Origin of the sequence: Streptomyces sp. NPDC101181 (assembly GCF_044767975.1) — a bacterium.
Taxonomy (GTDB): Bacteria; Actinomycetota; Actinomycetes; order Streptomycetales; family Streptomycetaceae; genus Streptomyces.
Genome location: NZ_JBIWOX010000005.1, coordinates 188,469 through 208,288, shown reverse-complemented (window position 1 = coordinate 208,288; position 19,820 = coordinate 188,469). Strand labels below are relative to the sequence as shown.

Sequence of the window (19,820 nt, the reverse complement as noted above, 5' to 3'; positions counted from 1 at the left end):
ATTTCCTCCCCTTTGACACCCGAGAGCCGTACGAACCGTGTTCGGATGATGACGCACAGGTCTCCGATAACTGTTCTCTGCCTGGTGAGACGTGGCTAAAGTGCTGGGGCAGGAGCACGGAGCAGGAGCGATTGCGGCCGACGTCCCGACGTCGGCCGGAGCCGAAACGGGGAAGAGCGTGCCGACCGCGATAGCAGTGACGAGTGCCGATCTGGTGCTGCCGCCCACCGATCAGCAGACACCGACCGCGGCGCTCCTCCAGGCCCCCGACGCCCAGGCCCTGGAGCTCGCGATCGGCGACATGCACCTGCTGCTCGAACAGCACGGGTACGTGATCGCCGTCTACCCGGCGGGTATCCGCCCCGAGCACGAGCGGCGCCTCCACTCCATCCGCTCGGTCCTGGAGAGCGACCGGATCGCCCTGGTCAAGGTCGAGCTGCCACCCCTCGGTGTCGCCGTACTGGTGCGCCAGCTGCGGCAGTTGTCGATCTGCGACTTCAGTCCCGGGGTGGTCGCCTCCGCCGCCCGGCTGCTCTCGCACTACATCTACGCGGGCGCCCTCCTCAACTCCGTGGCCCGGCTCGACCGGGTGCCCGTCAGCCTCAAGAGCCACGCCAAGTCCTGGGTGCCCGGCTCGCAGTTCGCCGTGCTCGCCGGTCCCGAACCGCAACTGGTGAAAGTCGGCCCGGCCGCCGAACCCCTGGCCGGGCCCGCGTTCGACACCCACCTACTGCTGGCCCAGGGGAACCTTCCGCCGGACTGGGTGCGGGACACCCTCGCGCCCGCCTGGAAGGTCCAGGCCGTGCACGACACGGCGGTTCCGGCCGACTCGCCCCGATGGTGGGGAACGGGAAAGCTGGTGGAGTTCGCCGCCTACCTCCCCGACCTCTCCGTCCTCTACCAGCTGGTCTCCTCCGTACGCCGGGAGAAGTGCCACTGGTGCGCCATGGAACTCATCGGCGACCGCTGCGCCTTCTGTTCCGCACCGCTCGTGCCCCCGGAGAACCGGACGGGCTCCGGCGGTGTCCTCCACCATGGGGCCGACGCGTCAGCGGGCCCCTAGCCCCACCGCTCCCGCCCCGGGCCACCCGACCCGCGGTCTCCCCGCCTCCCGTCCCCGCCATTCCCGTCCCGCCATTCCCGTCCCCGCCCTCGGGCCGGGTCCCGCCCCGGCTCTCCCGCCGAAACCGCCCGCAGCACGTCCCGCTCCCCGCCCGTCTCCCCCTCCGAGGCTCTCCGCCTCCACGGTCAGCCTTCCGTCCCCCGTCCTCCACCTCCCGTCCGCTGCCCCACGCACCCGATTCGAACGAGGTTGTCCGGACCATGAACTCCCGCCAGCGCCGCGGCGTGATACTCCTGCTCCTGTCGGTCCTGTGTGCCTTCGCGGCCTTCGCCGGTGTGCTCTCGGTGATCAGCGACGTCAACTCGAAGGTCGGCCCCGAGGTGACCGCGTACCAGCTGAAGACCAACGTGGCTCCGTACACCGCCCTGAACAGCGGCCAGTTCGAGAAGATCTCGATGCCCAAGCGCTGGCTCTCGGAGAACGCCGTGACCGACCTGCGGGAGGTCGAGTCGAAGATCGCGGTCACCGAACTCCGCGAAGGCTCCCTCCTCCAGTCCGACATGATGGTGCGCAAACCCGAACTCCGCGCCGGTGAGCAGGAGATCGCCATCATGATCGACGCCTCCACCGGCGTCGCGGGCAAGATCACCCCGGGCGCCACGGTCAACATCTACGCCACCTTCGCCGGGGAGGAGCAGGGCGACAAGGCCCAGTCCAAGGTCATCGTGGCCAACGCCAAGGTGCTGGACGTCGGCAAGCTCACCGCCCTGGAGCCGGGCGCGAACGACCGGCGTACGCAGGCCACCGAGGCCGTGCCGATCACCTTCGCCCTGAGCACCCTCGACACCCAGCGCATCGCCTACGCCGAGTCCTTCGCGGAGCACGTACGCCTCGCGCTCGTCGCCCCCGGCAGCGACGGCACCATCCGTCCCGGCGACCGCACCTACACGCTCGACAAGGACAAGTGAGGACGGATGACCACCAGGATCCTCCCCGCCGTCGGTGACATCGACGCGGCGCGCTCCGTCACCACGCTGCTCAGCCAGCTGCCGGACGCCGAACCGGCCACCCCCGTCGGCGACTCCACCCAGCTGATCGACACCCTGGCCCGGCTGGCGGGCGAGGCGCTCGACGAGCTGCCCGAGGTGGTGGTGGTGCACGAGCGGATCGGCCCGGTCCCGGCCCTGGAGCTGATCCGGGAGGTATCCCTGCGGTTCCCCTCCGTCGGCGTCGTCATGATCACCACCGACGCGAGCCCCGGGCTCTTCGCCGCTGCGATGGACTCCGGCGCGCGCGGCCTGGTCGCCCTGCCGCTGAGCTACGACGAACTCGCCAACCGGGTCCAGGCGGCCGCCCAGTGGTCGACCGGGGTCCGCCGCCACCTCTCCTCCGGCAACGACGTCTTCACCGGCCCCGGCGGCACGGTCGTCACGGTCACCGGCGCCAAGGGCGGGGTCGGCGCGACCGTCGCGGCCATCCAGATCGCCCTGGCCGCCCAGGCGTCCGGCAACGCGGTGGCCCTGGTGGACATGGACCTCCAGACCGGGGACATCGCCTCGTTCCTCGACGTCCAGTTCCGGCGCTCCCTGGTCGACCTCGCCCAGATCTCCGACATCTCGCCCCGGGTGCTCGCCGACGCGGTGTTCTCCCACTCCACCGGACTGGCCCTGCTGCTCGCCCCCGGCGAGGGCGAACGCGGCGAGGAGGTCAGCGACCGCTCGGCCCGGCAGATCGTCAGCGCGCTCCGCTCCCGCTACGAGATCGTCGTCATCGACTGCGGCGGCCAGATGAACGGGGCCAACGCGGCGGCCGTCGAGATGGCGGACGTGGCCCTGCTGGTGACGACCCCCGACGTGGTCGCGGTGCGCGGCGCCAAACGCGTCGTACGGATGTGGGAACGGCTCCAGATCCGCAAGGCCGAGGAGACGGTCACCCTCGTCAACCGCTTCACCCGCAACACCGAGATCCAGCCGCCCCTGATCCAGAAGATCACCGGCACCCGGGTCGCCTCCGCGGCGGTGCCCGCGAACTTCAAGGAGCTCCAGTCCGCCGTCGACGCCGGGCGCCTGCACGAACTGGACGCCAAGAGCACCGTCAAGCAGGCGCTCTGGGGGCTCGCCGGGGAGCTGGGCATCGTCAAGGAGAAGGCGGCGGCGAAGAAGCCGGGCAGCGCCCTGGTCAAGCGGAACAGCGGCACGGCGAAGAACGACCGCGGCTCGATCGGACGGCCGCGCCGACGGCGGGGCGGACCCGCGGACTCCGAGGGGACACGTTGAGCGATGACCACCACCACAAGGACAGCGGACGAGGACAGCGGCATACGAGGAGGCCGCACGCCCCAGGCACCTCGGGCGAGACGGATGAGCCCTCGGACGACCCGGGAGACTCGGATGCACTGGGGGGCGGCGCGGCGGGATGACCGGGGCCAGACCGCCGTCGAGTTCCTGGGCATGACCCCCTTCATCATCCTGATCATGCTCGTGCTCTGGGAGTGCGCCCTGATCGGCTACACCTTCAGCCTCGCGGGCAACGCGGCGGACGTGGGCGCGCGCAAGGGGAGCGGTGCCGAGTTCGGGCAGGCGGCCGCCTGCGAGGCGGGCGCGACGAAGGACCTGCCGGACGCCTGGTCGAGCAAGGCCCAGGTCACGTGCGGCCCGAACGGCGACCTGTACGAGGCGAAGGTGCGGCTGAAGGTGCCGGTGCTGGTGCCCGGACTGTTCGACCTGGACACGCACATCACCGGCGAGGCCGGCTCGGCGAGGGAGAACTGAGCGATGACGACGACCACCATCCCGCACGCCACTTCCGCCCGCGCCCCCCGGCCTCACGCCCTCCGGCTTCACGCTCCCCGGCTTCGCGCTCCCCGGCTTGACGCTCCCCGGCTTCGCGCCGTCCGCCACCGTGGGCCGGGCGGACGCCGGGCCAGGGCCACGGCCCGGGACCGGGGCCAGGTCGCCATGGAGTACCTGGGCTTCCTTCCGCTGCTGCTCCTCGTGGCCCTGCTTGCCGTCCAGCTCGGGGTGGCCACGTACACCGTCAACCAGGCGGGTACGGCGGCCCGCGCCGGGGCCCGTACGGCTGCCAGCGATGACGCGCGCGGCACCGGGGAGTCGGCGGCCCGGGGCGCGGTCAGCGACTGGGTCAGGGGCAACGGGTTCGCGTACCGCGAGGGCGGCGGCAGCGACGTAACCGCCACGGTCAGCCTGGTGATCCCCTCCATCGTCCCCGGCCTGGGCGACTGGGAGGCGACCCGCAGTTCGACGATGCCGCGCGAGTAGCGCCAGGGGTCCGGGGACGAGGCCCCGCGAGGAGCACGAGAGGTAGGGGCATGACGCCCCGCGAAGACCGCCGAGGCAGGAGCACGAGAGGTACGAGGGGGCGAAGCCCCGGCAGGAGCACGACAGGTACGGGGGACGACGCCCCGCGAAGAGCGCCGAGGCGTGGCGTACGCCGACCGGACCAGCACCATCCGCGATACCGAGGAGAATGACGCAGATGAGCCTGCGGGCACGCATGACCGCTCCGGAGGAGCAGGGCGGGGCACGGGAGGACGGCCATCTGGTCGCCACCTACCGGGCCAAGCTGCTGGAGGAGATCGACCTCGCGGAGATGTCCTCGCTGGCCGCCGCCGACCGGCGGGCCCGGCTGGAGCGCGTCCTCGGCCACATCATCAGCCGCGAGGGCCCGGTCCTCTCCACGGTCGAGCGGTCCCAGCTGATCCGCCGGGTCGTGGACGAGGCGCTCGGCCTCGGCATCCTGGAACCGCTCCTGGAGGACGCGTCCATCACCGAGATCATGGTCAACGGCCCCGACCAGATCTTCGTCGAGCGCAACGGCAAGGTCGAACAGCTCCCCATGCGCTTCGGCTCCCACGAGCAGCTGATGCAGACCATCGAACGGATCGTGTCGACCGTCAACCGCCGGGTCGACGAGTCCAACCCGATGGTCGACGCCCGGCTGCCCAGCGGGGAGCGCGTCAACGTGATCATCCCGCCGCTGTCGCTGACCGGCGCGACGCTCACCATCCGCCGCTTCCCGCGCTCCTTCACCCTCCAGGAGATGATCGGCTTCGGTTCGCTGGACGAACATCTGCTGGTGCTGCTCGCCGGTCTCGTCCAGGCCAAGTTCAACATCATCGTCTCGGGCGCCACCGGCACCGGGAAGACGACCCTGCTCAACGCGCTCTCCGGGCTGATCCCCGACGCCGAACGCATCGTCACCATCGAGGATTCCGCCGAACTCCAGCTCCAGCAGAGCCACGTCATCCGGCTGGAGTCCCGTCCGGCGAACGTCGAGGGCAAGGGCCAGATCACCATCCGCGACCTGGTCCGCAACTCCCTGCGTATGCGCCCCGACCGGATCGTCGTCGGTGAGGTCCGCGGCGGCGAGTCCCTGGACATGCTCCAGGCCATGTCCACCGGTCACGACGGGTCGCTGGCCACCGTGCACGCCAACAGCGCCGAGGACGCGCTGATGAGGCTCCAGACCCTCGCGTCGATGTCCGAGGTCGAGATCCCCTTCGAGGCGCTGCACGACCAGATCAACAGCGCCGTCGACGTGATCGTGCAGCTCACCCGGCACGCCGACGGGGCCAGGAAGATCACCGAGATCGCCGTGATGGACTCGCACGGCCGCGACCCGTACCGCATCGTGACCGTCGCCCGGTTCAACGCCCGGCCGATGGCCCCCGACGGGCGCGTCCACGGGGAGTTCCAGTACCTCCCGCTGCCCCGCAGGATCGCCGACCGCCTCTACCTGGCGAGCCAGCCCGTCCCGCAGGCGTTCGGCGTCGCCGACAGCGCCGGACAACTCGCCACCCGAGAGGCCAACTAGGTACCGAGCCATGGACAACGTCAACCTCCCCCTGATCACCGTCGGCGTCACCCTGGTGGCGTGCGTGCTCGGCGTGATGGGCCTGCACGCCTACTCCGGCGGCAAGGCCGACCGCGACGCCCTCGTCGAACGCCTCTCGCACGTCGGGCAGATCCCCGAGACCGGCCGCGTCCGCCGCTTCAAGGGCCTGGACCGCAGACTGCGCTCCACCGCGCTCGGCCGGAGACTGGAGCTGAAGCTGGCCGCGACCGGGCTGGACGTCACCCCCGGTGAGTTCTTCGTCTACGCGCTCGTCGCGATGGCCGGACTGTGGATGATCGCCTCCTCCCTGCTCGCCGCGTTCTTCGGCCCGGTCGCGGCCCTGATCGGCCTGTGGGGTACCAACGCCTTCCTCAACTGGCAGCGCGGCAAGCGCACCGAGCGCTTCATCAACCAGCTCCCCGAGCTCTCCCGCATCCTCGCCAACGCCACCCAGGCGGGACTGGCCCTGCGCACGGCGCTCTCCATGGCCGCCGAGGAGCTGGAGGACCCGGCGGGCGAGGAACTGGCCCGAGTGGCGCGGCGGCTGGCGGTCGGCGAGTCCCTGGAGGACGCGCTGAGCGAACTGACCGACCGCCTGCCCTCGCGCGAACTGGTCGTGCTGGTCACGACGTTGGTCCTCTCCAACCGGGCGGGCGGTACGGTCGTCAGCTCGCTGCGCAACCTCACCGAGACCCTGGAGGAGCGCAAGGAGACCCGCCGCGAGGTCAAGACCCAGCTCTCCCAGGTCACGGTCACCGCCTACGCCGTACCGGCCTTCGGCGTCGGGGCGATGCTCCTGATGAACGCGGTCATGCCCGGCGCGCTCGACCGGATGACCGGCGCCTTCATCGGCCAGGCGGCGGTCGTCGTCGCCATCGTTCTGTACGCGATCGGGTTCCTGGTGATCCGCCGGCTGTCCCGTATCGACGTCTGACGCCGGCACGTGCAGGGGAAAGTGAAGGGGAAGGGGATGGACGCATGACCGATCTGCTGCTCGCCCTGGTCGTCGGCCTCGCCGTGTACGGGGCCATCCACGGCATACGCATGTACCGGGCGGACGCCAAGCTCCCCGGCGACCTCGCCATCGCCCTGGAGTCGGGCTCCTCGCGCACCGGCGCGGTCGGCTCCGGCATCGACCGCCTCGGTATCCGCTGGGCGCCCATGGTGCTGCGGATGATGGGCCCCAAGGCCGTCAACAAGAAGCGCCGTCAGATCGACCTGGCGGGCAACCCCGGCGGCCTCACCATCGACCGCTACGCGGCCCGCCGCGCCGTCTACGGGGCCCTCGGCCTTCTCGGCGCGTTCTCGATGCTGCTGCGCGGCCAGCTGTTCCTGGCCCTCCTGATGATCGCCTTCGGCCTGTTCTGGGTGGAGGCGGGCATCTGGTCGGCGATCCGGGTCCGCCGCGAGCACATCGAGCGGACGCTGCCGGACTTCCTGGACGTCCTCGCCGTCGTCGTCTCCGCGGGCCTCGGCTTCCGCCAGGCGCTGGACCGGGTCGCGGAGAAGTACGAGGGCCCGTGGTCCGACGAACTGCGCATCACCCTGCGCCAGATGGACATGGGCGTCAGCCGCCGCCAGGCCTTCGAGGAACTGCGCAGACGCAACGACTCCGAACAGGTCGCCATGTTCGTCACCACCCTCCAGCAGGGCGAGGAGCTGGGCGCCCCGATCGTCGAGACGCTCATCCAGATCGCCAACGACATGCGCCGCACGGACGCCCAGAACGCCCGCCGCAAGGCGGCCAAGGCGGTCCCGAAGGCGACGTTCGCGGTGACGTCGTTCCTGTTGCCCGGGACGCTCGTTCTCCTCACGGTGGGATTCGTGTACGGGGCCGACGTCGACTTCACGTTCCTCACGGGGGGCTGACATGGACGAGCCACCGGATGGGGACGAACACCCCCTGGCGCCGGGCGCCCCAGCCCCCTGAGCGACCGGCGTACGAAGGCCACCGGCGTACAAAGGCGACCGGCGTACGAGGGCCACCGGCGTACGAGGGCCACCGGCGTACGAAGGCCACCACGAGGGCCGTCGGCGTACGGAAGCCGGGGCCGCGGGACGGATGAGGGACACGGGTACGGGAGAGGAGACGGAGGTGACAGGCACATGGCATACCAACTGGGCAGCGCCCAGCCCGGACTGAGCGCGGAGCTGAACCGCCTCCACACCGGCACCCCGGCGCAACCCGACTTCTCCATCCAGGTCAACGCCCTCCAGGCGATGTGCCGCCAGGTGTTCGGCTTCCGGCTGGCGATGATCGCCATCGCGACCCCGTACGCCATCGGCCACACCGCCCCCGGCCTGCCCACCTGGTTCATCGGCGCGGCCGTGCTGGTCACCTTCATGGGCTCCTACGTCCTGTTCCGCGACTGGGAGCGCTTCGGCCCGGTCCTCCTGCGCCACCCCTGGCTGCTCGCCGTCGACGTGTCCTTCGGTGCGCTGCTGCTGATCACGGCGACACCCGAGTCGACCCTCGCCTACGTCACCGTCTGCACCCCGCTGCTGGCGGGCCTGGTCCAGGGCTGGCGCGGGGCGGCCGTCTTCGCGGCGCTCCAGGTGGTGATCGTCTTCGGCGTGTACGCGAGCGTCCCCAAGCTGGAGTCGAGCGGCGCGACGGCCCTCCTGCTGCCGGGCTTCTGCGTGCTGGCCGGGGCGGTCGGGGTCACCCTGCGCAACCTGCTCCTGCGGTTCGGGACGGCCACCCAGGCGCTCACCGAGACCCGGGCGCGGCTGGCGGTGAACGAGGCGGTGGAGGCCGAACGCACCCGTCTGGCCCGGGAGATGCACGACTCGGTCGCCAAGACCCTGCACGGCCTGGCGCTGGCCGCCGACGGTCTGGCGGGCTCGGCGGACCGAATGGACCCGCCCACCGTGAAACACCAGGCGGAACTGGTGGCCCGCGCCGCCCGCAGGGCCGCCGCCGAATCCCGCGAACTGCTCACGGACCTGCGCCGGGAACAGGGCCTGGAGGGCGGCGTGGACATCGTGGCGGAACTGGCCGCCCAGGCGAAGGACTTCACCGCCCGACACCCCGTCACGGCCACGTTCCGCCGCCTCTCCGAGGACATTCCCGTGCCGCCCGTCCCGCAGGCGGTCGCCCGCCACCTGCTGACCGTGGCCTCCGAGGCGCTGGAGAACGCCCACCGCCACGCGGCCCCGACGTACCTGATCGTCCTCGCGGGCGTGAAGGGCGACATGCTCCGCGTCAGCGTGTACGACGACGGCCGGGGCCTCCCCGCCGGGACGACGCTCGACACCCTGCGCCGGGCGGGCCACTTCGGCCTGGTCGGCATGGTGGAGAGGGCCGCGTCGATCGGGGCCCGCATCCGGATCGGCAGGGGGAAGGCGGAGAAGGGCACGGAGGTGCGCCTGGAACTCCCGCTGGCGGCACTGCCGGGCCCGGCGGGAGGAGCGCCGGAGCCCGGGGCCGCCTCCGGCGGCGGGAGGTTCGCCGACTGACCCCCCACCGACCTCGACCGACTCGGTCGACTCCGACCGACCTGTGCTCGAACTCAACCTTCCCTAAAGCGACTTCGACTCCGAGAGGAGGCAGCGGTATGCCGGAGAACGTCCCACCCGCACCGATCAGCCGAGACCCGGTACCTCCGATGCCCTCGGCGCCCCCGGCGGCCGACGCCCACGTCTCCCCGCCCGCCGCGCCGCCGCCGGCACCTGCCGCACCTTCCGTGCCCCCCGTCCCCGCAGGCCTCCCCGCCGGACCCGCCGCCCCCGCCGCCGAACGGCTCCGGGTGGTGGTCGCGGACGACAACCCGGTGGTCCGGGCGGGCCTGGGCGTCCTGCTCTCGGGCCGGGCGGACATCCAGGTGGTCGCGGAGGCGGCGGACGGCCGCGAGGCGTACGACAAGGCGCTCGAACACGGCCCCGACGTCATCCTGCTGGACGTCCGTATGCCCGGCGTGGACGGCATCTCGGCCCTGCCGCACCTGGTGGGCATCGCCCCCGTACTGATGCTGACGTACAGCAGGGAGAGCGAGATCGTCCACGAGGCGCTGCGGCTGGGGGCGGGCGGCTATCTGGTGCACGGTGAGTTCACGGCGGATCAGCTGGTCCAGGCGGTACGCGACACGAAGGACGGCCGCGCCAACTTCACGGCCACGGCGGCGGACGCCCTCCTGGCCCACATGCGCCACGGCGTGCCGCCCCACCGGCCGCCTCTCCCCGAGGGCCTGGGGTCGGCGGTGACGACGACACCGTCCGCGCCGCTCCCGCCCCCGTCCGAACCTTCACAAAGCCTTTCGCAACTGCAACCAGTTGTGGGACAGTCAGCTGTATCCGGGGGGTCGGTTCCCACCCCCAACAGGCTTCAGTACGGGCTGAGTTCGCGGGAGGTGGAGGTCATGGACCTGATTGCGTCCGGGATGAGTAATCAGCAGATCGCCGCCACCTGCTTCATCAGTGAGAAGACGGTCAAGAACCACATCAACCGCATCTTCACCAAGCTCCACAGCGCCACCCGCAGCGAGGCGATAGCCCACTGGCTCGGCACGGCGCCCAGGGACCCCGGGAGGCGCCATGCCTGACCGCCGCCGCGTCCTCCCGCCCCGCCCCGCGCGGGCCCAGGAGACCCTTTGGGCCCGGGAATGGGCCCACGGACCCTCTGCCGGACGGCCGCCGTCCCCCTATGTTTCTCCTGTCGCCAGCCGTACCGGCCAGGAGGAAGCCGGTACCGCTGGCGACACCGCAGAGATGTGCGAGTCGGCCGGCAACCGGTCGGCCGAACCAGGAGGGGCACACCATGTCGAACATCACCCTGAAGACCGCCGTCCGCGTCAACGGCTGGACCAACACCGCGGTCGCCGCGATCCAGAAGCGCGCGGCGGCGAAGGACCGGGGGCAGACGGCGTTCGAGTACCTGGGCATCATCCTGGTGGTCGTGGCGATCATCGGCGCGATCGTGGCCACCGGGATCGGTGGGGCGATCTCGGCGCGTATCAGCGGGCTGGTGAACTCGATCACCGCGAAGTGATCCGACCTCTCCGGCACGACCGTGGGCAGGCTTTCCCCATCTACGTGGTGATGGTGGCGGGCCTGCTCTTCCTTGCGTTCGCCTTCTTCGCCGTGGGCAAAGCCGCCGCCCTGCGCAACAGCTCACAGGGGGCCGCCGACGCCGCCGCCCTCGCCGCCGCGCAGGCTGCTCGGGAGGACATCGAGACCGGGTTCATCGCCGCCCTTCCCCTGGAGACGCTGGACCTCCTCCTGGAGAAGCCCTTCAACACCGCCCGCCCCTGCGCCGAGGCGCGGCGGCTCGCCAGTGCCAACGACAGCGATCGGCGTTCCTGCACAGCGGTCTACGCCTACCCGCGTTACGAGATCACCGTCGAGGTCGCGGGCCGTAAGCCGGTCGACTCCTCGGTCCTCCCCGGGTCCGAGGACAGGATCGCGGAGGCCAGGGCCACGGCTCTCGTCGAGTTCCGGTGCACGTGGAAGGCCATTGACGGCACCGGTGACGGCATCAAGGACCTGTACATCTTCACGTGCAGAAACGGCGCGGTGTTCGAGATCTCCACGAGCAGTCCACCGGACTGGTCCCGTGTGAGCAAGGATCTCTTCGACGTGCGGTTGATCGACAGATGACAGCGAACGACGAGTGAAGGAAGCGGACCATGAGCATGCGGCGGATCACGACGACCAGAGGGATGGCTGTTGTGACGGCAGCCGTGGCTGCCCTCGTTCTGGCCGGTTGCGGGGACGACGGCGGTAAGCAGGAGGATGCGCAGGAGTCCGCCACTCCCTCGGCGCCGGCCAGCTCCCCGGCGACGGACAAGGGACAGGGGCAGAAGGACACCGCCGCTGACGAAGGTGTCGACCCGGATGCCAACCTGGCGGAGCTGCGCGGACAGAACGGGCTGACGCTGGTGGTCAATCAGGTCGAGCGGGACAGCGGCGGGTTCGTCACCGTGCAGGGCGAGATCACGAACACCGGGGACAGCACGCAGAACACCTCCAACTGGGTGGGCCAGGAGTCGGCGCTCGTAGCGAAGAACCCCAACTCCGTGGCCGGTGCCACCCTGGTGGACAAGAAGGGGAAGAAGAACTACTACGTGTTGAGGGACACCGACGGCAGGTGCCTCTGCACGACCGCGCTGGTTCCTCTCTCGGCCGGTGAATCCGCAGCCGTGTTCATGCAGTTCCCGTCTCCGCCTCAGGAGACCACGGAAGTGGACTTCACCCTGCCCACCTTCGCCACCGCGTCACTCAAGATCTCCGGGTGAGGTCGACATGAACACCATGCCGCATCTCACCTCCCGCCGTCGTACCGGTCGCGTGATGGCCGTCGCGCTGTTGTTCGCGGGCACCACCGTCCTCGGAGTCTCCTCCTCGCACGCCGACGACGGACCCAGCGTCCCGCCGGGGACCGAGGCGTCGTCGGAGCCACCGGTGCCGATCGACGCCAACGACCCCGATCTGAAGATGCCCGACGGCGGCACCCTCGCTCCGGGCAGGGTCCTCGATATCGTCCAGGTGGTCGAGGACCAGGGCGGGGAGGAACGCCGCGAGGACAGCAACGCCGACATCAAGTTCGCCCTCCAGGCCGAGGTCCTCTTCGGCAAGGACAGCGCGAAGCTGGGTGCCGCCGCCAACGCGCGGATCGCGGGCATCGCGGAGGAGATCAAGAAGCAGAACGCGACCAAGGTCCGCGTCTTCGGCTTCACCGACAACCTCGGCTCCTCGGCCCACGGCGACGTCCTCTCCAAGCAGCGAGCCGATGCCGTGCACAAAGTCCTCTCGAAGCAGCTCGGCTCCTCGATCACGTACGAGATCCGGGGTTACGGCGAGCAGTACCCGATCGCCAGCAACAGCAACGAGGAGGGCCGGAAGAAGAACCGCCGCGTGGAGGTCTCTTTCCCGCGCGGAGAGGGCTCCTGACCCCAGGGGAGCCGGACCCCGGGGAAACCGGACCCCGGGGGATCCTGACCCGGTCTCCGCGCCCAGAAGCACGCCCCGGCGCGCACTCCCGGACGTGTCACCCGCACCCGCACCCGTCACCGCCCACCAGGCGGGTGCGGGTGCGGGTGCGGTGCGTCGCGCGCACCGGCATCCCGGGCCCCGGCCCCGCCGGGCCTACTTCACCGTGATCGACCCCACGAACGCGTCCAGGTCCTCCCCGCTCACCGCGTCCTTCACCGCGTTGAGGCGGACCACGAACGGCACGCCCCGGGAGTCCACCCCGGCCACCAGCACCCCCGTCATCGGGGTACCGGTGTTCGGGGTGTCCTCGCGGCCGTCCGCAGTGAAGTCGTAGTCGATCCTGCGGGCCTCACGGGCGCTGGAAGGGCCCGCCAGGCGGACGTCCTCCGTGGCCTTGCGGGTGGAGCCCAGGCCGATGCCCGCGCCCGCGGCGGCCGCCGCCCCGGCCGCGTCCCGTACCCCGGTCGCGAAGTCCAGCTGGACCGACACCATGCCGGTACGGATGCCCCGCTCCTCCTTGAGCGCGACCGCGGCGTTGCTCTTCGCGCGCTCGGCGGCCGGCTGCTCGGCGTACCCGTCGTTCTTCGGGTAGCCGACGCTGAGGCTCCTGGTGTCCAGCGTGGCCCAGCCCTCCGGCACCGCCGCCGCGTCCTCCCGGTCGCCGCCGCACCCGGTGAGCAGCAGGGACGCACCCAGAAGGGCCCCCACCACGGCCACACCACGCACCCGGCCCGCACGAGATCGGCCGCCACGCACCCGGCCCGCACCAGCCCTGGTCCCTGCCGCCCGCTTGACGGCCACTGCCCGATTCACGGCCACACCACGCACCCGGCCCGCCGCCACCGACCCAGCCACCCTCACCGTCGTCGCCGTCATCGTCCCCAGCACCCGCCCTCACGTCCCTCGGTCAGTTCGCGCAGTAGCTGTACGGAAGATACGCGCGCCGGTCGCCCTGCGGGGCCCCGAGGAACCGCGCGTCCGTCAGCGTCTCCTTCTTCTCCTCGGTGGACAGGGAGAAGCCGAGGCTCATCCCGAGCGAGATCTCGAACCCGAAGTCCTGGGCGTCGCTCTCGCCGAGATACCGCATCGTGCTCGACAGGCCGTCCTCGAACATCAGTCGCCGGAAAGGGTCGTTGCCCTCCGGCCGGGTGTCCATGCCCTGGTCGCCGAAGAGGTACTCGAACGGGGCGGTGTTGTTGCCGGAGCCGTCCAGCCACTGTTCGGCGATCGCCCGCCGGGACTCGGTGGCCGCGTCGGTGTCCTTGCCGAAGACGATCGAGTTCGTCACCACGTCGATGCCGCTCTCGCCCGAGGAGTCCGAGGTGCTGCCCTTGCCGCCCCGCTTGTCCCGCCCCGTCTCGCCGTTGTCGCCGCCCACTTCGACCTTGCCGGACGTCGGACCGCTCTCCACGGTCTGCGTCATGTCGATCCGGACGATCTTCCCGGTCTTCTGGTCGCGGGTGACGGTGATCGCGCCGGTGCGGCTCTGCTGCGCGCCCAGAGTTCCCTTCACCGGGCCCACGTTCCCCGTGGCCTTGCCTTCAAGGTCGAGCTTGGCGGTGTACGTGTACGACTCGTTGCCGTTCACGTCGTCCCTGGTGATCGTCACGTCGGGGGAGAACTTCGCCTTCCCGCCCAGTTTGACGCCGAGTTCGTCCTCGTCGCCGCCCTTGACGGACAGACCGCCGTCCGCGTACGCGTCGAGGCCGATGGTCGAGTAGGAGATCTTCTTGTCGCCGATCTTCCGCTCGATCTCCTCCTTCTTCTCGCCCCACTTCATCGCGGAGTACCAGTTGCCGCCGTAGGCTCCGCCGTGCTTCGTGGAGGTCTCCCACATCTTCATCTCCTCGATGTCGTCCCGCATCCGCTGAGCCTCTTCCTCGCTCTTGAAGATCCAGGTGTCACCGTTGGTGATCTTGATGCCGCCGCCGATGTCGATGTCCGCCTTGCCGAGGTTCCCGAGCTTCACCCCGGGCGTGCTGGCGGTGACCCCGGCGGAGGCCGCGTCGGTGAACGTCATGGAGACGATCTTGTCGTCGCCGTTCACCTGCCCGTCCCCGTTCACATCGGTGCTGGCCTGCGAGACCCGCTGCTGGAAGCCGTACTCCTCGCCCCACTCGAACCAGCCGATCTTGACCTTGCCGCCCGCCTTGTCGGAGACCGACGAGACCTGGCACATCTTCGGTTCGTAGTCGGCGTCCGTCTTCGGCCGCGCCTGCGGGTTCCCGTTGCCCCCGCCGCACGAGCCGCCGCCCGCCAGCGAGGTGACCGCGCACCGGATGCGCTCCCCGATCTGCCCGCCCACGCCGGCCATCGCCATGGCGCCGATCAGCATCACCACGAGGACGACGACGCCCAGGTACTCCATCGCCGTGGCGCCGGTGTCACGCCAGTTGTACGAGTACGGCGTCGGCGCGGGAGGCGTACGGGTGGCCCGTTCCTCCACCAGCCGGTCGACCGCCACCCCGGACGCGGCCCCCGCCGCCAGCGAGACCGCGGGCATCAGGACGCCCTCGATCCCCACGACGTCCCACGAGACGGAGAAGCCGTACAGCAGGCCCGCCAGCGGCACGGCGAGGGCGGCGAGGAGATAGGTCGGGCGGGAGGCCGCGCGGTACTCGTCGGGCAGGACCCGGACCGCCGCCAGCACCGTCAGCAGTGTCACGGCGAGCGCGGGCAGGTGGATCAGGGCCAGTCGCCAGCCGAAGGTCTCCAACCGGGCTTCACTGCCCAGGAGTTGCAGCGGAGCCTGACTGGTCAGGAACCCGGCGGCCAGATAGACGAACGCGCCCGCCACCCAGCTCCGCGTCAACGCGAAGAACCGGCCGCCGCTCTGCCGGTCGTGCGCGACGGAGCCACCGCCGCCACCGCCGCCACCCCTCACACCGCACCCTCTCCCTGAGCGTTGCACCCGTATCACCCGTCTCCGGGTGTCATTCCGTATCCGGCTGTATCTGGCTGTGTCCGGACCGGCGACCGAGTTCCGCGACCATGTCCCGGGCCCCGGGCCCCGGAGGCGAAACCCCGCGCGGGTTGTCCGACGGCCGAGAGCGTACGGGCGGCCGGCCGGGCCGACCCGGGTCCCCGGTCCCAAAGTTGGGCCCAAGTGCGTGACTCCGCAGGCGGGTTGACCAGGGGGTCCAGGGGCCCACGCCGCCCGGACTGGCGCTCCGTACGCTCGGAACGCTCGGTGGACGAGCCGGGGGCGCCGACCACGACCCGGCGATGACGCACGGCGAAGCGTGAGACGAAGCGCAGACGAAGCGCGCGAGAGCGGGGGTTCGATGAGTGCCGGGTTCTTCTCCTCGTACCACCTGGGCTGGACCTCGCTGGACGCCCGTACGCTGCTGGGCGACCTGGCGGCGGACGGGCTCCGCCCGGCTCACCCGGTGACCGGACGCATCGAACTCGTCAGGCTCGGCGGACTCGTCGGACTCGGTGGGCTCGATCCGTACTCCGCCGGGGCCCGTTCAGCCGTGACACGGGAGCAACTGCTGAGCGCTGCCGGACTCCAGCGCCTTCAGGAGGTCGGCTTCCGGCTGTGGGCGGGCCGGGATCTCAGCCTGCTGGTACGCGTCCGGCAGGCGCGGACCGGTGTCGTCGCCGTCGAGTTCTCCCTCGGGGACCTGCCCGCGCCGGAGCGGGAGCACGCGGTGCGGGCCATCCGGCGGACGGTCGGACGGGCCTCCGTGCTCTGCATCGGCTTCGTCGTCGACCGTAGCGGGGCGAGCGCCGCCACCGACTGGGACGCCGTCGTCATCGAAGGCACCGCCCCGCTCGGCGCCTGGCCCGACGCCCTCGCCGTACGCGACGGGACAGCGGCCCGCCACCCCCAGCTGTCGGCCATGGAGGCGGTGGAGATCTCGCCCTGGAAGGTGTTCGGCGGAGCGCTGTCCGGCGTGTGACGCTCGGCACCTTCCCCGGAACCCGTACGCCCGCCGGCGCCTCCCGCACCCTCGGGCCTGCCCCGGCCGGGCCACGCCCGCCCCGGCGCGCCCCCACCCGATCGGCGGCCGGTCGGCGGCCGGGAGTGTCCGGCATCGACGTCATAATCGGCCGTATGTCCGACAACCAGCTCCGCCCCCGGACGCCCGTCGCCCCCGCCCCCGCCCCGGCCCCTCGCCGCTCGGCTCCCGGGCCGCGGGCCGTCGCCGCGTTCCGGGCCGCCGCGCCCGCCCTCGCGGTCTACGCCGCCGTGCGGGCCCTGGGGCTGCTGACCCTCTGGGCGGCCGCCGAGGTCGTGGGCAAGGATCCCTGGGCTCGGCTCACCGGGCGCTGGGACTCCGTCTGGTACCAGCGGATCGCGGAGAACGGATACGGCTACACCACCACCCTCCCCGACGGCTCCCTCCACTCCGACCTCGCCTTCTTCCCGCTGCTCCCCGCCCTGGAGCGCGGCATCTTGGAGGTGACCCCGCTCACCCTCGGCGGCGCCGGACTCCTGGTCGCCTGGACGTCCGGGCTGCTCGCCGCCTGGGGTGTCTTCGCCGTGGGGACCCAGCTGCGCGGACGCCGTACGGGCGTGGTGCTGGCCGCGCTGTGGGGGGTGTATCCGACGGCGTTCGTCCAGTCGATGGCGTACACGGAGACGCTCTTCACCGCGCTGGCCGCCTGGGCGCTGTACGCCGTCCTGCGGGGGCGGTGGATCGTCGCGGGCGCCCTGTGCGTACTGGCGGGGCTCACCCGGCCCTCGGCGGCCGCCCTCGTCGCGGCCCTGGCGATCACCGCGGCCGTCACCCTCGTACGGGACCACCGCGCCGGAGGCGGCCTCCGTACGGTGCTCCGCCGCCGTGCCCGGATGCTCACGGGGGTGGCGCTCGCTCCGCTGGGCTGGCTGGCGTACGTCGTCTTCGTGGCCCTGCGGGAGGGCAGCCCGTTCGCGTACTTCGACGTCCAGGCGCAGTGGGGCAACAACATCGACGGCGGCCGCGCCCTCGCCTCCTTCATCGCCGGACTCCCGTGGCCCGCGGCCCTCGGCCTCTGCGGGGCGCTCGGTCTGCTCGGCTGGCTGGTCGTCCTGTGCGTACGGCAGCGGCAGCCGCTCCCGCTCCTCGTCTACACCATCGCGATCGTCGTCATCTCGCTGATCGGCGCGGGGTACTTCGGCTCCCGCCCGCGCCTGATGATGCCCGCGTTCCCGCTGCTCCTGCCGCCCGCGGCCGCCCTGGCGCGTCTCCGCACGACGGGACGACACCCGGCTGCCGCCCGTGCCGTCCCGGCCGTCGTCCTCACTGTGCTCGCCTGCGCGTCGGCGGGTTACGGCGCCTGGACCCTGCTCGGCGCGGGCCCGCCGTAACCCGACCCAGCCCAAGCGGCTGCCCCGGGGAAGGCTCGCGTCCGGACGTCCTACGCGGCGTCCGACGCCCGCAACTCCAGCCGTACGCCCGGCCGCACCCCCCAGCGCTCCATCGCCCCGGCCTCCGCCTCCACCACGTGCCGGGCCCGCGGCCGGGGCAGGCCCAGTCGGCCCGGTGGCATCGTGCGGACCGCCAGCACCGTCAACCTCCGGTCCAGGTAGGCCACATCGATGGGGAACCGCATCCGGAAGGTGTGCACGCTCCCGCACGGGGTGAGCAGCAACGCCCCGTCGATCCCGTCCCGCCCCAGCAGTCCCCGGGTGCGGGCCCGGTAGGAGGCCGCTATCCGCAGCGGCACCCGGCGGGACCCCGCGCCGGAGTCCGCGCCGACCGTGAGTGTTCCGTCCCCGTCCCGCCACGTCCTCGTCCACATGGGCACCGACCGTAGCCTCCGGGGACCGGACGTGGGGCCCGAACGGGCGGGCATGGGTCCCCGGGCCCAAGACCCGTGGCAGCGCGGGGGCTTAAGGTCGCCCCGTGGACGCCGCGCTGCTCGCCCTCGCCGCTGTCTGGGGTGCCGTCACCGGACTGCTGATCCCGCGTGCCGCCTACCGGTTCGCCGTCGAGCCCGAGGAGCCCTGGCGTACCGCGTGCCCGGCCGGTCATCCGCTCACCGGCCCGGCCCACGGCTGGCTCGGCCCGGCCCGCTGCACCCCCTGCGCCGCACCCGGCACGCACGCCGACACCGGCTCGGACACCGGGTCAGACACGCATACCGACACCGGCACGCACGCCGACACCGGCTCCGGCATCGGGCCCGGTTCCGACACGCACACCGGCCCCCGGTCCGGCGCCCGCGGTGACGCCGGACGGGCCCGCTTCGGCGCCGGCCCCCGGCCCCCGGGCGTCTACGCCCCCGGGGTCCTCACCCCCGTCGTCACCGTGCTCGTCTGCGTCGCGCTCGCCGCCGCCACCGGGGCCCGGCCCGAACTGATCGGGTGGCTGGCGCTGACCCCCGTCGCCGTGCTCCTCGCCGTCGTCGACCTGCGCGTCCACCGCCTCCCCGACCCGCTGACCCTGCCCCTGGCCGCCGCGGCCGTCGTCCTGCTCGGCGGGGCGGCCCTCCTCCCCGGACCCGGGGGCTCCTGGACCTCCGGACTCCTGGGCGGCCTGGCCCTCGGCGGCTTCTACCTGCTGCTCTTCCTGATCAACCCGAACGGCATGGGCTTCGGTGACGTGAAGCTCGCCCTCGCCCTGGGCGTGGCCCTCGGCTGGTACGGCTGGGCGGTGCTGTTCCTGGGCGGGTTCGCCGGGTTCCTGTTCGGGGCGGCGTACGGACTCGGGCTGGTGCTGCTGCGCCGGGCGGGGCGCAGGACCGGTATCCCGTTCGGCCCGTTCATGATCGCCGGAGCGCTGACCGGGGTGCTGCTCGGAGCCCTCGCGGCATGAGTGGCGTCCCTCCCGTGAAACGGGTTCGCCTCCCCGCGCGCCCACCTGGCACGATGCCCCTGTGCCCGAACCGCCGTCCGACCGTCTCCCGTTCTCGCCCGCATCACCCGCCTGCTGACCGGGACCGCAGGACGGTGGCGTGACCGGGAGCAGCGGCCCGGGACCGGCGTACGGTCAACCCGCCTACCACGGACGTCCGTTCACTCTTGCCCCGGAGGCAACGGGAT

Annotated in this window: 20 protein-coding genes; 17 read left to right on the top strand and 3 right to left on the bottom strand. The window is 71.7% G+C overall.

Features of this window, described 5'->3' with window-relative positions; all coding sequences use genetic code 11:
• Positions 1-196 precede the first annotated feature (196 nt).
• From ACIRRU_RS10695 to ACIRRU_RS10630, 14 genes are all read left to right on the top strand, one after another.
• A complete protein-coding gene (locus tag ACIRRU_RS10695; RefSeq protein WP_403678589.1) occupies positions 197-1,063 on the top strand; it encodes a hypothetical protein in 867 nt (288 codons plus the stop codon).
• A 260-nt stretch (positions 1,064-1,323) separates the two neighbouring features.
• Entirely contained in the window at positions 1,324-2,031 is a 708-nt protein-coding gene (cpaB, locus tag ACIRRU_RS10690) for a Flp pilus assembly protein CpaB (protein WP_403678587.1), read from the top strand.
• Positions 2,032-2,037: 6 nt separating this feature from the next.
• Positions 2,038-3,339, top strand: coding sequence for an AAA family ATPase (locus ACIRRU_RS10685; protein ID WP_363202863.1), 1,302 nt, complete (start codon positions 2,038-2,040; stop codon positions 3,337-3,339).
• A gap of 114 nt (positions 3,340-3,453) precedes the next feature.
• Positions 3,454-3,834, top strand: a complete 381-nt coding sequence (locus ACIRRU_RS10680; protein ID WP_403678585.1) for a TadE/TadG family type IV pilus assembly protein — start codon at positions 3,454-3,456, stop codon at positions 3,832-3,834.
• A gap of 186 nt (positions 3,835-4,020) precedes the next feature.
• The gene (locus ACIRRU_RS10675) at positions 4,021-4,341 is read left to right on the top strand and encodes a TadE/TadG family type IV pilus assembly protein (RefSeq protein ID WP_403678583.1); all 321 of its coding nucleotides are present in this window, start codon (positions 4,021-4,023) and stop codon (positions 4,339-4,341) included.
• Positions 4,342-4,558: 217 nt separating this feature from the next.
• Positions 4,559-5,896 (top strand): CpaF family protein, encoded by a 1,338-nt coding sequence (locus tag ACIRRU_RS10670; protein ID WP_363202861.1) that lies wholly within the window; start codon positions 4,559-4,561, stop codon positions 5,894-5,896.
• Between the two features lie 10 nt (positions 5,897-5,906).
• Positions 5,907-6,851: a type II secretion system F family protein gene (locus ACIRRU_RS10665; protein WP_403678581.1), complete on the top strand. Its 945-nt coding sequence runs from the start codon at positions 5,907-5,909 to the stop codon at positions 6,849-6,851.
• Positions 6,852-6,895: 44 nt separating this feature from the next.
• Positions 6,896-7,786, top strand: a complete 891-nt coding sequence (locus tag ACIRRU_RS10660) for a DUF5936 domain-containing protein (RefSeq protein WP_363202859.1) — start codon at positions 6,896-6,898, stop codon at positions 7,784-7,786.
• Positions 7,787-8,023: 237 nt separating this feature from the next.
• Entirely contained in the window at positions 8,024-9,376 is a 1,353-nt protein-coding gene (locus ACIRRU_RS10655) for a sensor histidine kinase (RefSeq protein ID WP_403678579.1), read from the top strand.
• A 149-nt stretch (positions 9,377-9,525) separates the two neighbouring features.
• Positions 9,526-10,458 (top strand): response regulator, encoded by a 933-nt coding sequence (locus tag ACIRRU_RS10650; protein WP_403678577.1) that lies wholly within the window; start codon positions 9,526-9,528, stop codon positions 10,456-10,458.
• 215 nt (positions 10,459-10,673) lie between these two features.
• The gene (locus ACIRRU_RS10645) at positions 10,674-10,904 is read left to right on the top strand and encodes a hypothetical protein (RefSeq protein ID WP_403678575.1); all 231 of its coding nucleotides are present in this window, start codon (positions 10,674-10,676) and stop codon (positions 10,902-10,904) included.
• The gene (locus ACIRRU_RS10640; protein WP_403678746.1) at positions 10,904-11,512 is read left to right on the top strand and encodes a pilus assembly protein TadG-related protein; all 609 of its coding nucleotides are present in this window, start codon (positions 10,904-10,906) and stop codon (positions 11,510-11,512) included. The genes ACIRRU_RS10645 and ACIRRU_RS10640 overlap by 1 nt, the downstream gene beginning before the upstream one ends.
• A 29-nt stretch (positions 11,513-11,541) precedes the next feature.
• A complete protein-coding gene (locus ACIRRU_RS10635; protein WP_403678573.1) occupies positions 11,542-12,150 on the top strand; it encodes a hypothetical protein in 609 nt (202 codons plus the stop codon).
• 55 nt (positions 12,151-12,205) lie between these two features.
• The gene (locus tag ACIRRU_RS10630) at positions 12,206-12,805 is read left to right on the top strand and encodes an OmpA family protein (RefSeq protein WP_403678744.1); all 600 of its coding nucleotides are present in this window, start codon (positions 12,206-12,208) and stop codon (positions 12,803-12,805) included.
• Positions 12,806-13,000: 195 nt separating this feature from the next.
• Here the strand turns inward: ACIRRU_RS10630 and ACIRRU_RS10625 are convergent, their stop codons facing one another.
• The gene (locus tag ACIRRU_RS10625) at positions 13,001-13,558 is read right to left on the bottom strand and encodes a hypothetical protein (RefSeq protein WP_403678571.1); all 558 of its coding nucleotides are present in this window, start codon (positions 13,556-13,558) and stop codon (positions 13,001-13,003) included.
• A gap of 196 nt (positions 13,559-13,754) precedes the next feature.
• Positions 13,755-15,731, bottom strand: a complete 1,977-nt coding sequence (locus tag ACIRRU_RS10620) for a hypothetical protein (RefSeq protein ID WP_403678569.1) — start codon at positions 15,729-15,731, stop codon at positions 13,755-13,757.
• A gap of 400 nt (positions 15,732-16,131) precedes the next feature.
• Between ACIRRU_RS10620 and ACIRRU_RS10615 the strand changes: the two genes are divergently transcribed.
• Together ACIRRU_RS10615 and ACIRRU_RS10610 are read left to right on the top strand one after the other, a co-directional pair.
• Positions 16,132-16,752, top strand: coding sequence for a hypothetical protein (locus ACIRRU_RS10615; RefSeq protein ID WP_403678567.1), 621 nt, complete (start codon positions 16,132-16,134; stop codon positions 16,750-16,752).
• A gap of 155 nt (positions 16,753-16,907) precedes the next feature.
• The gene (locus ACIRRU_RS10610) at positions 16,908-18,143 is read left to right on the top strand and encodes a hypothetical protein (protein ID WP_403678566.1); all 1,236 of its coding nucleotides are present in this window, start codon (positions 16,908-16,910) and stop codon (positions 18,141-18,143) included.
• Between the two features lie 50 nt (positions 18,144-18,193).
• Here ACIRRU_RS10610 and ACIRRU_RS10605 read toward each other — a convergent pair whose 3' ends face one another.
• On the bottom strand, positions 18,194-18,577 hold the full coding sequence (locus ACIRRU_RS10605; protein WP_403678564.1) for a DUF192 domain-containing protein: 384 nt from the start codon (positions 18,575-18,577) through the stop codon (positions 18,194-18,196).
• Between the two features lie 104 nt (positions 18,578-18,681).
• Here ACIRRU_RS10605 and ACIRRU_RS10600 point away from each other — a divergent pair, with 104 nt between their 5' ends.
• On the top strand, positions 18,682-19,593 hold the full coding sequence (locus tag ACIRRU_RS10600) for a prepilin peptidase (protein WP_403678562.1): 912 nt from the start codon (positions 18,682-18,684) through the stop codon (positions 19,591-19,593).
• Positions 19,594-19,820 lie beyond the last annotated feature (227 nt).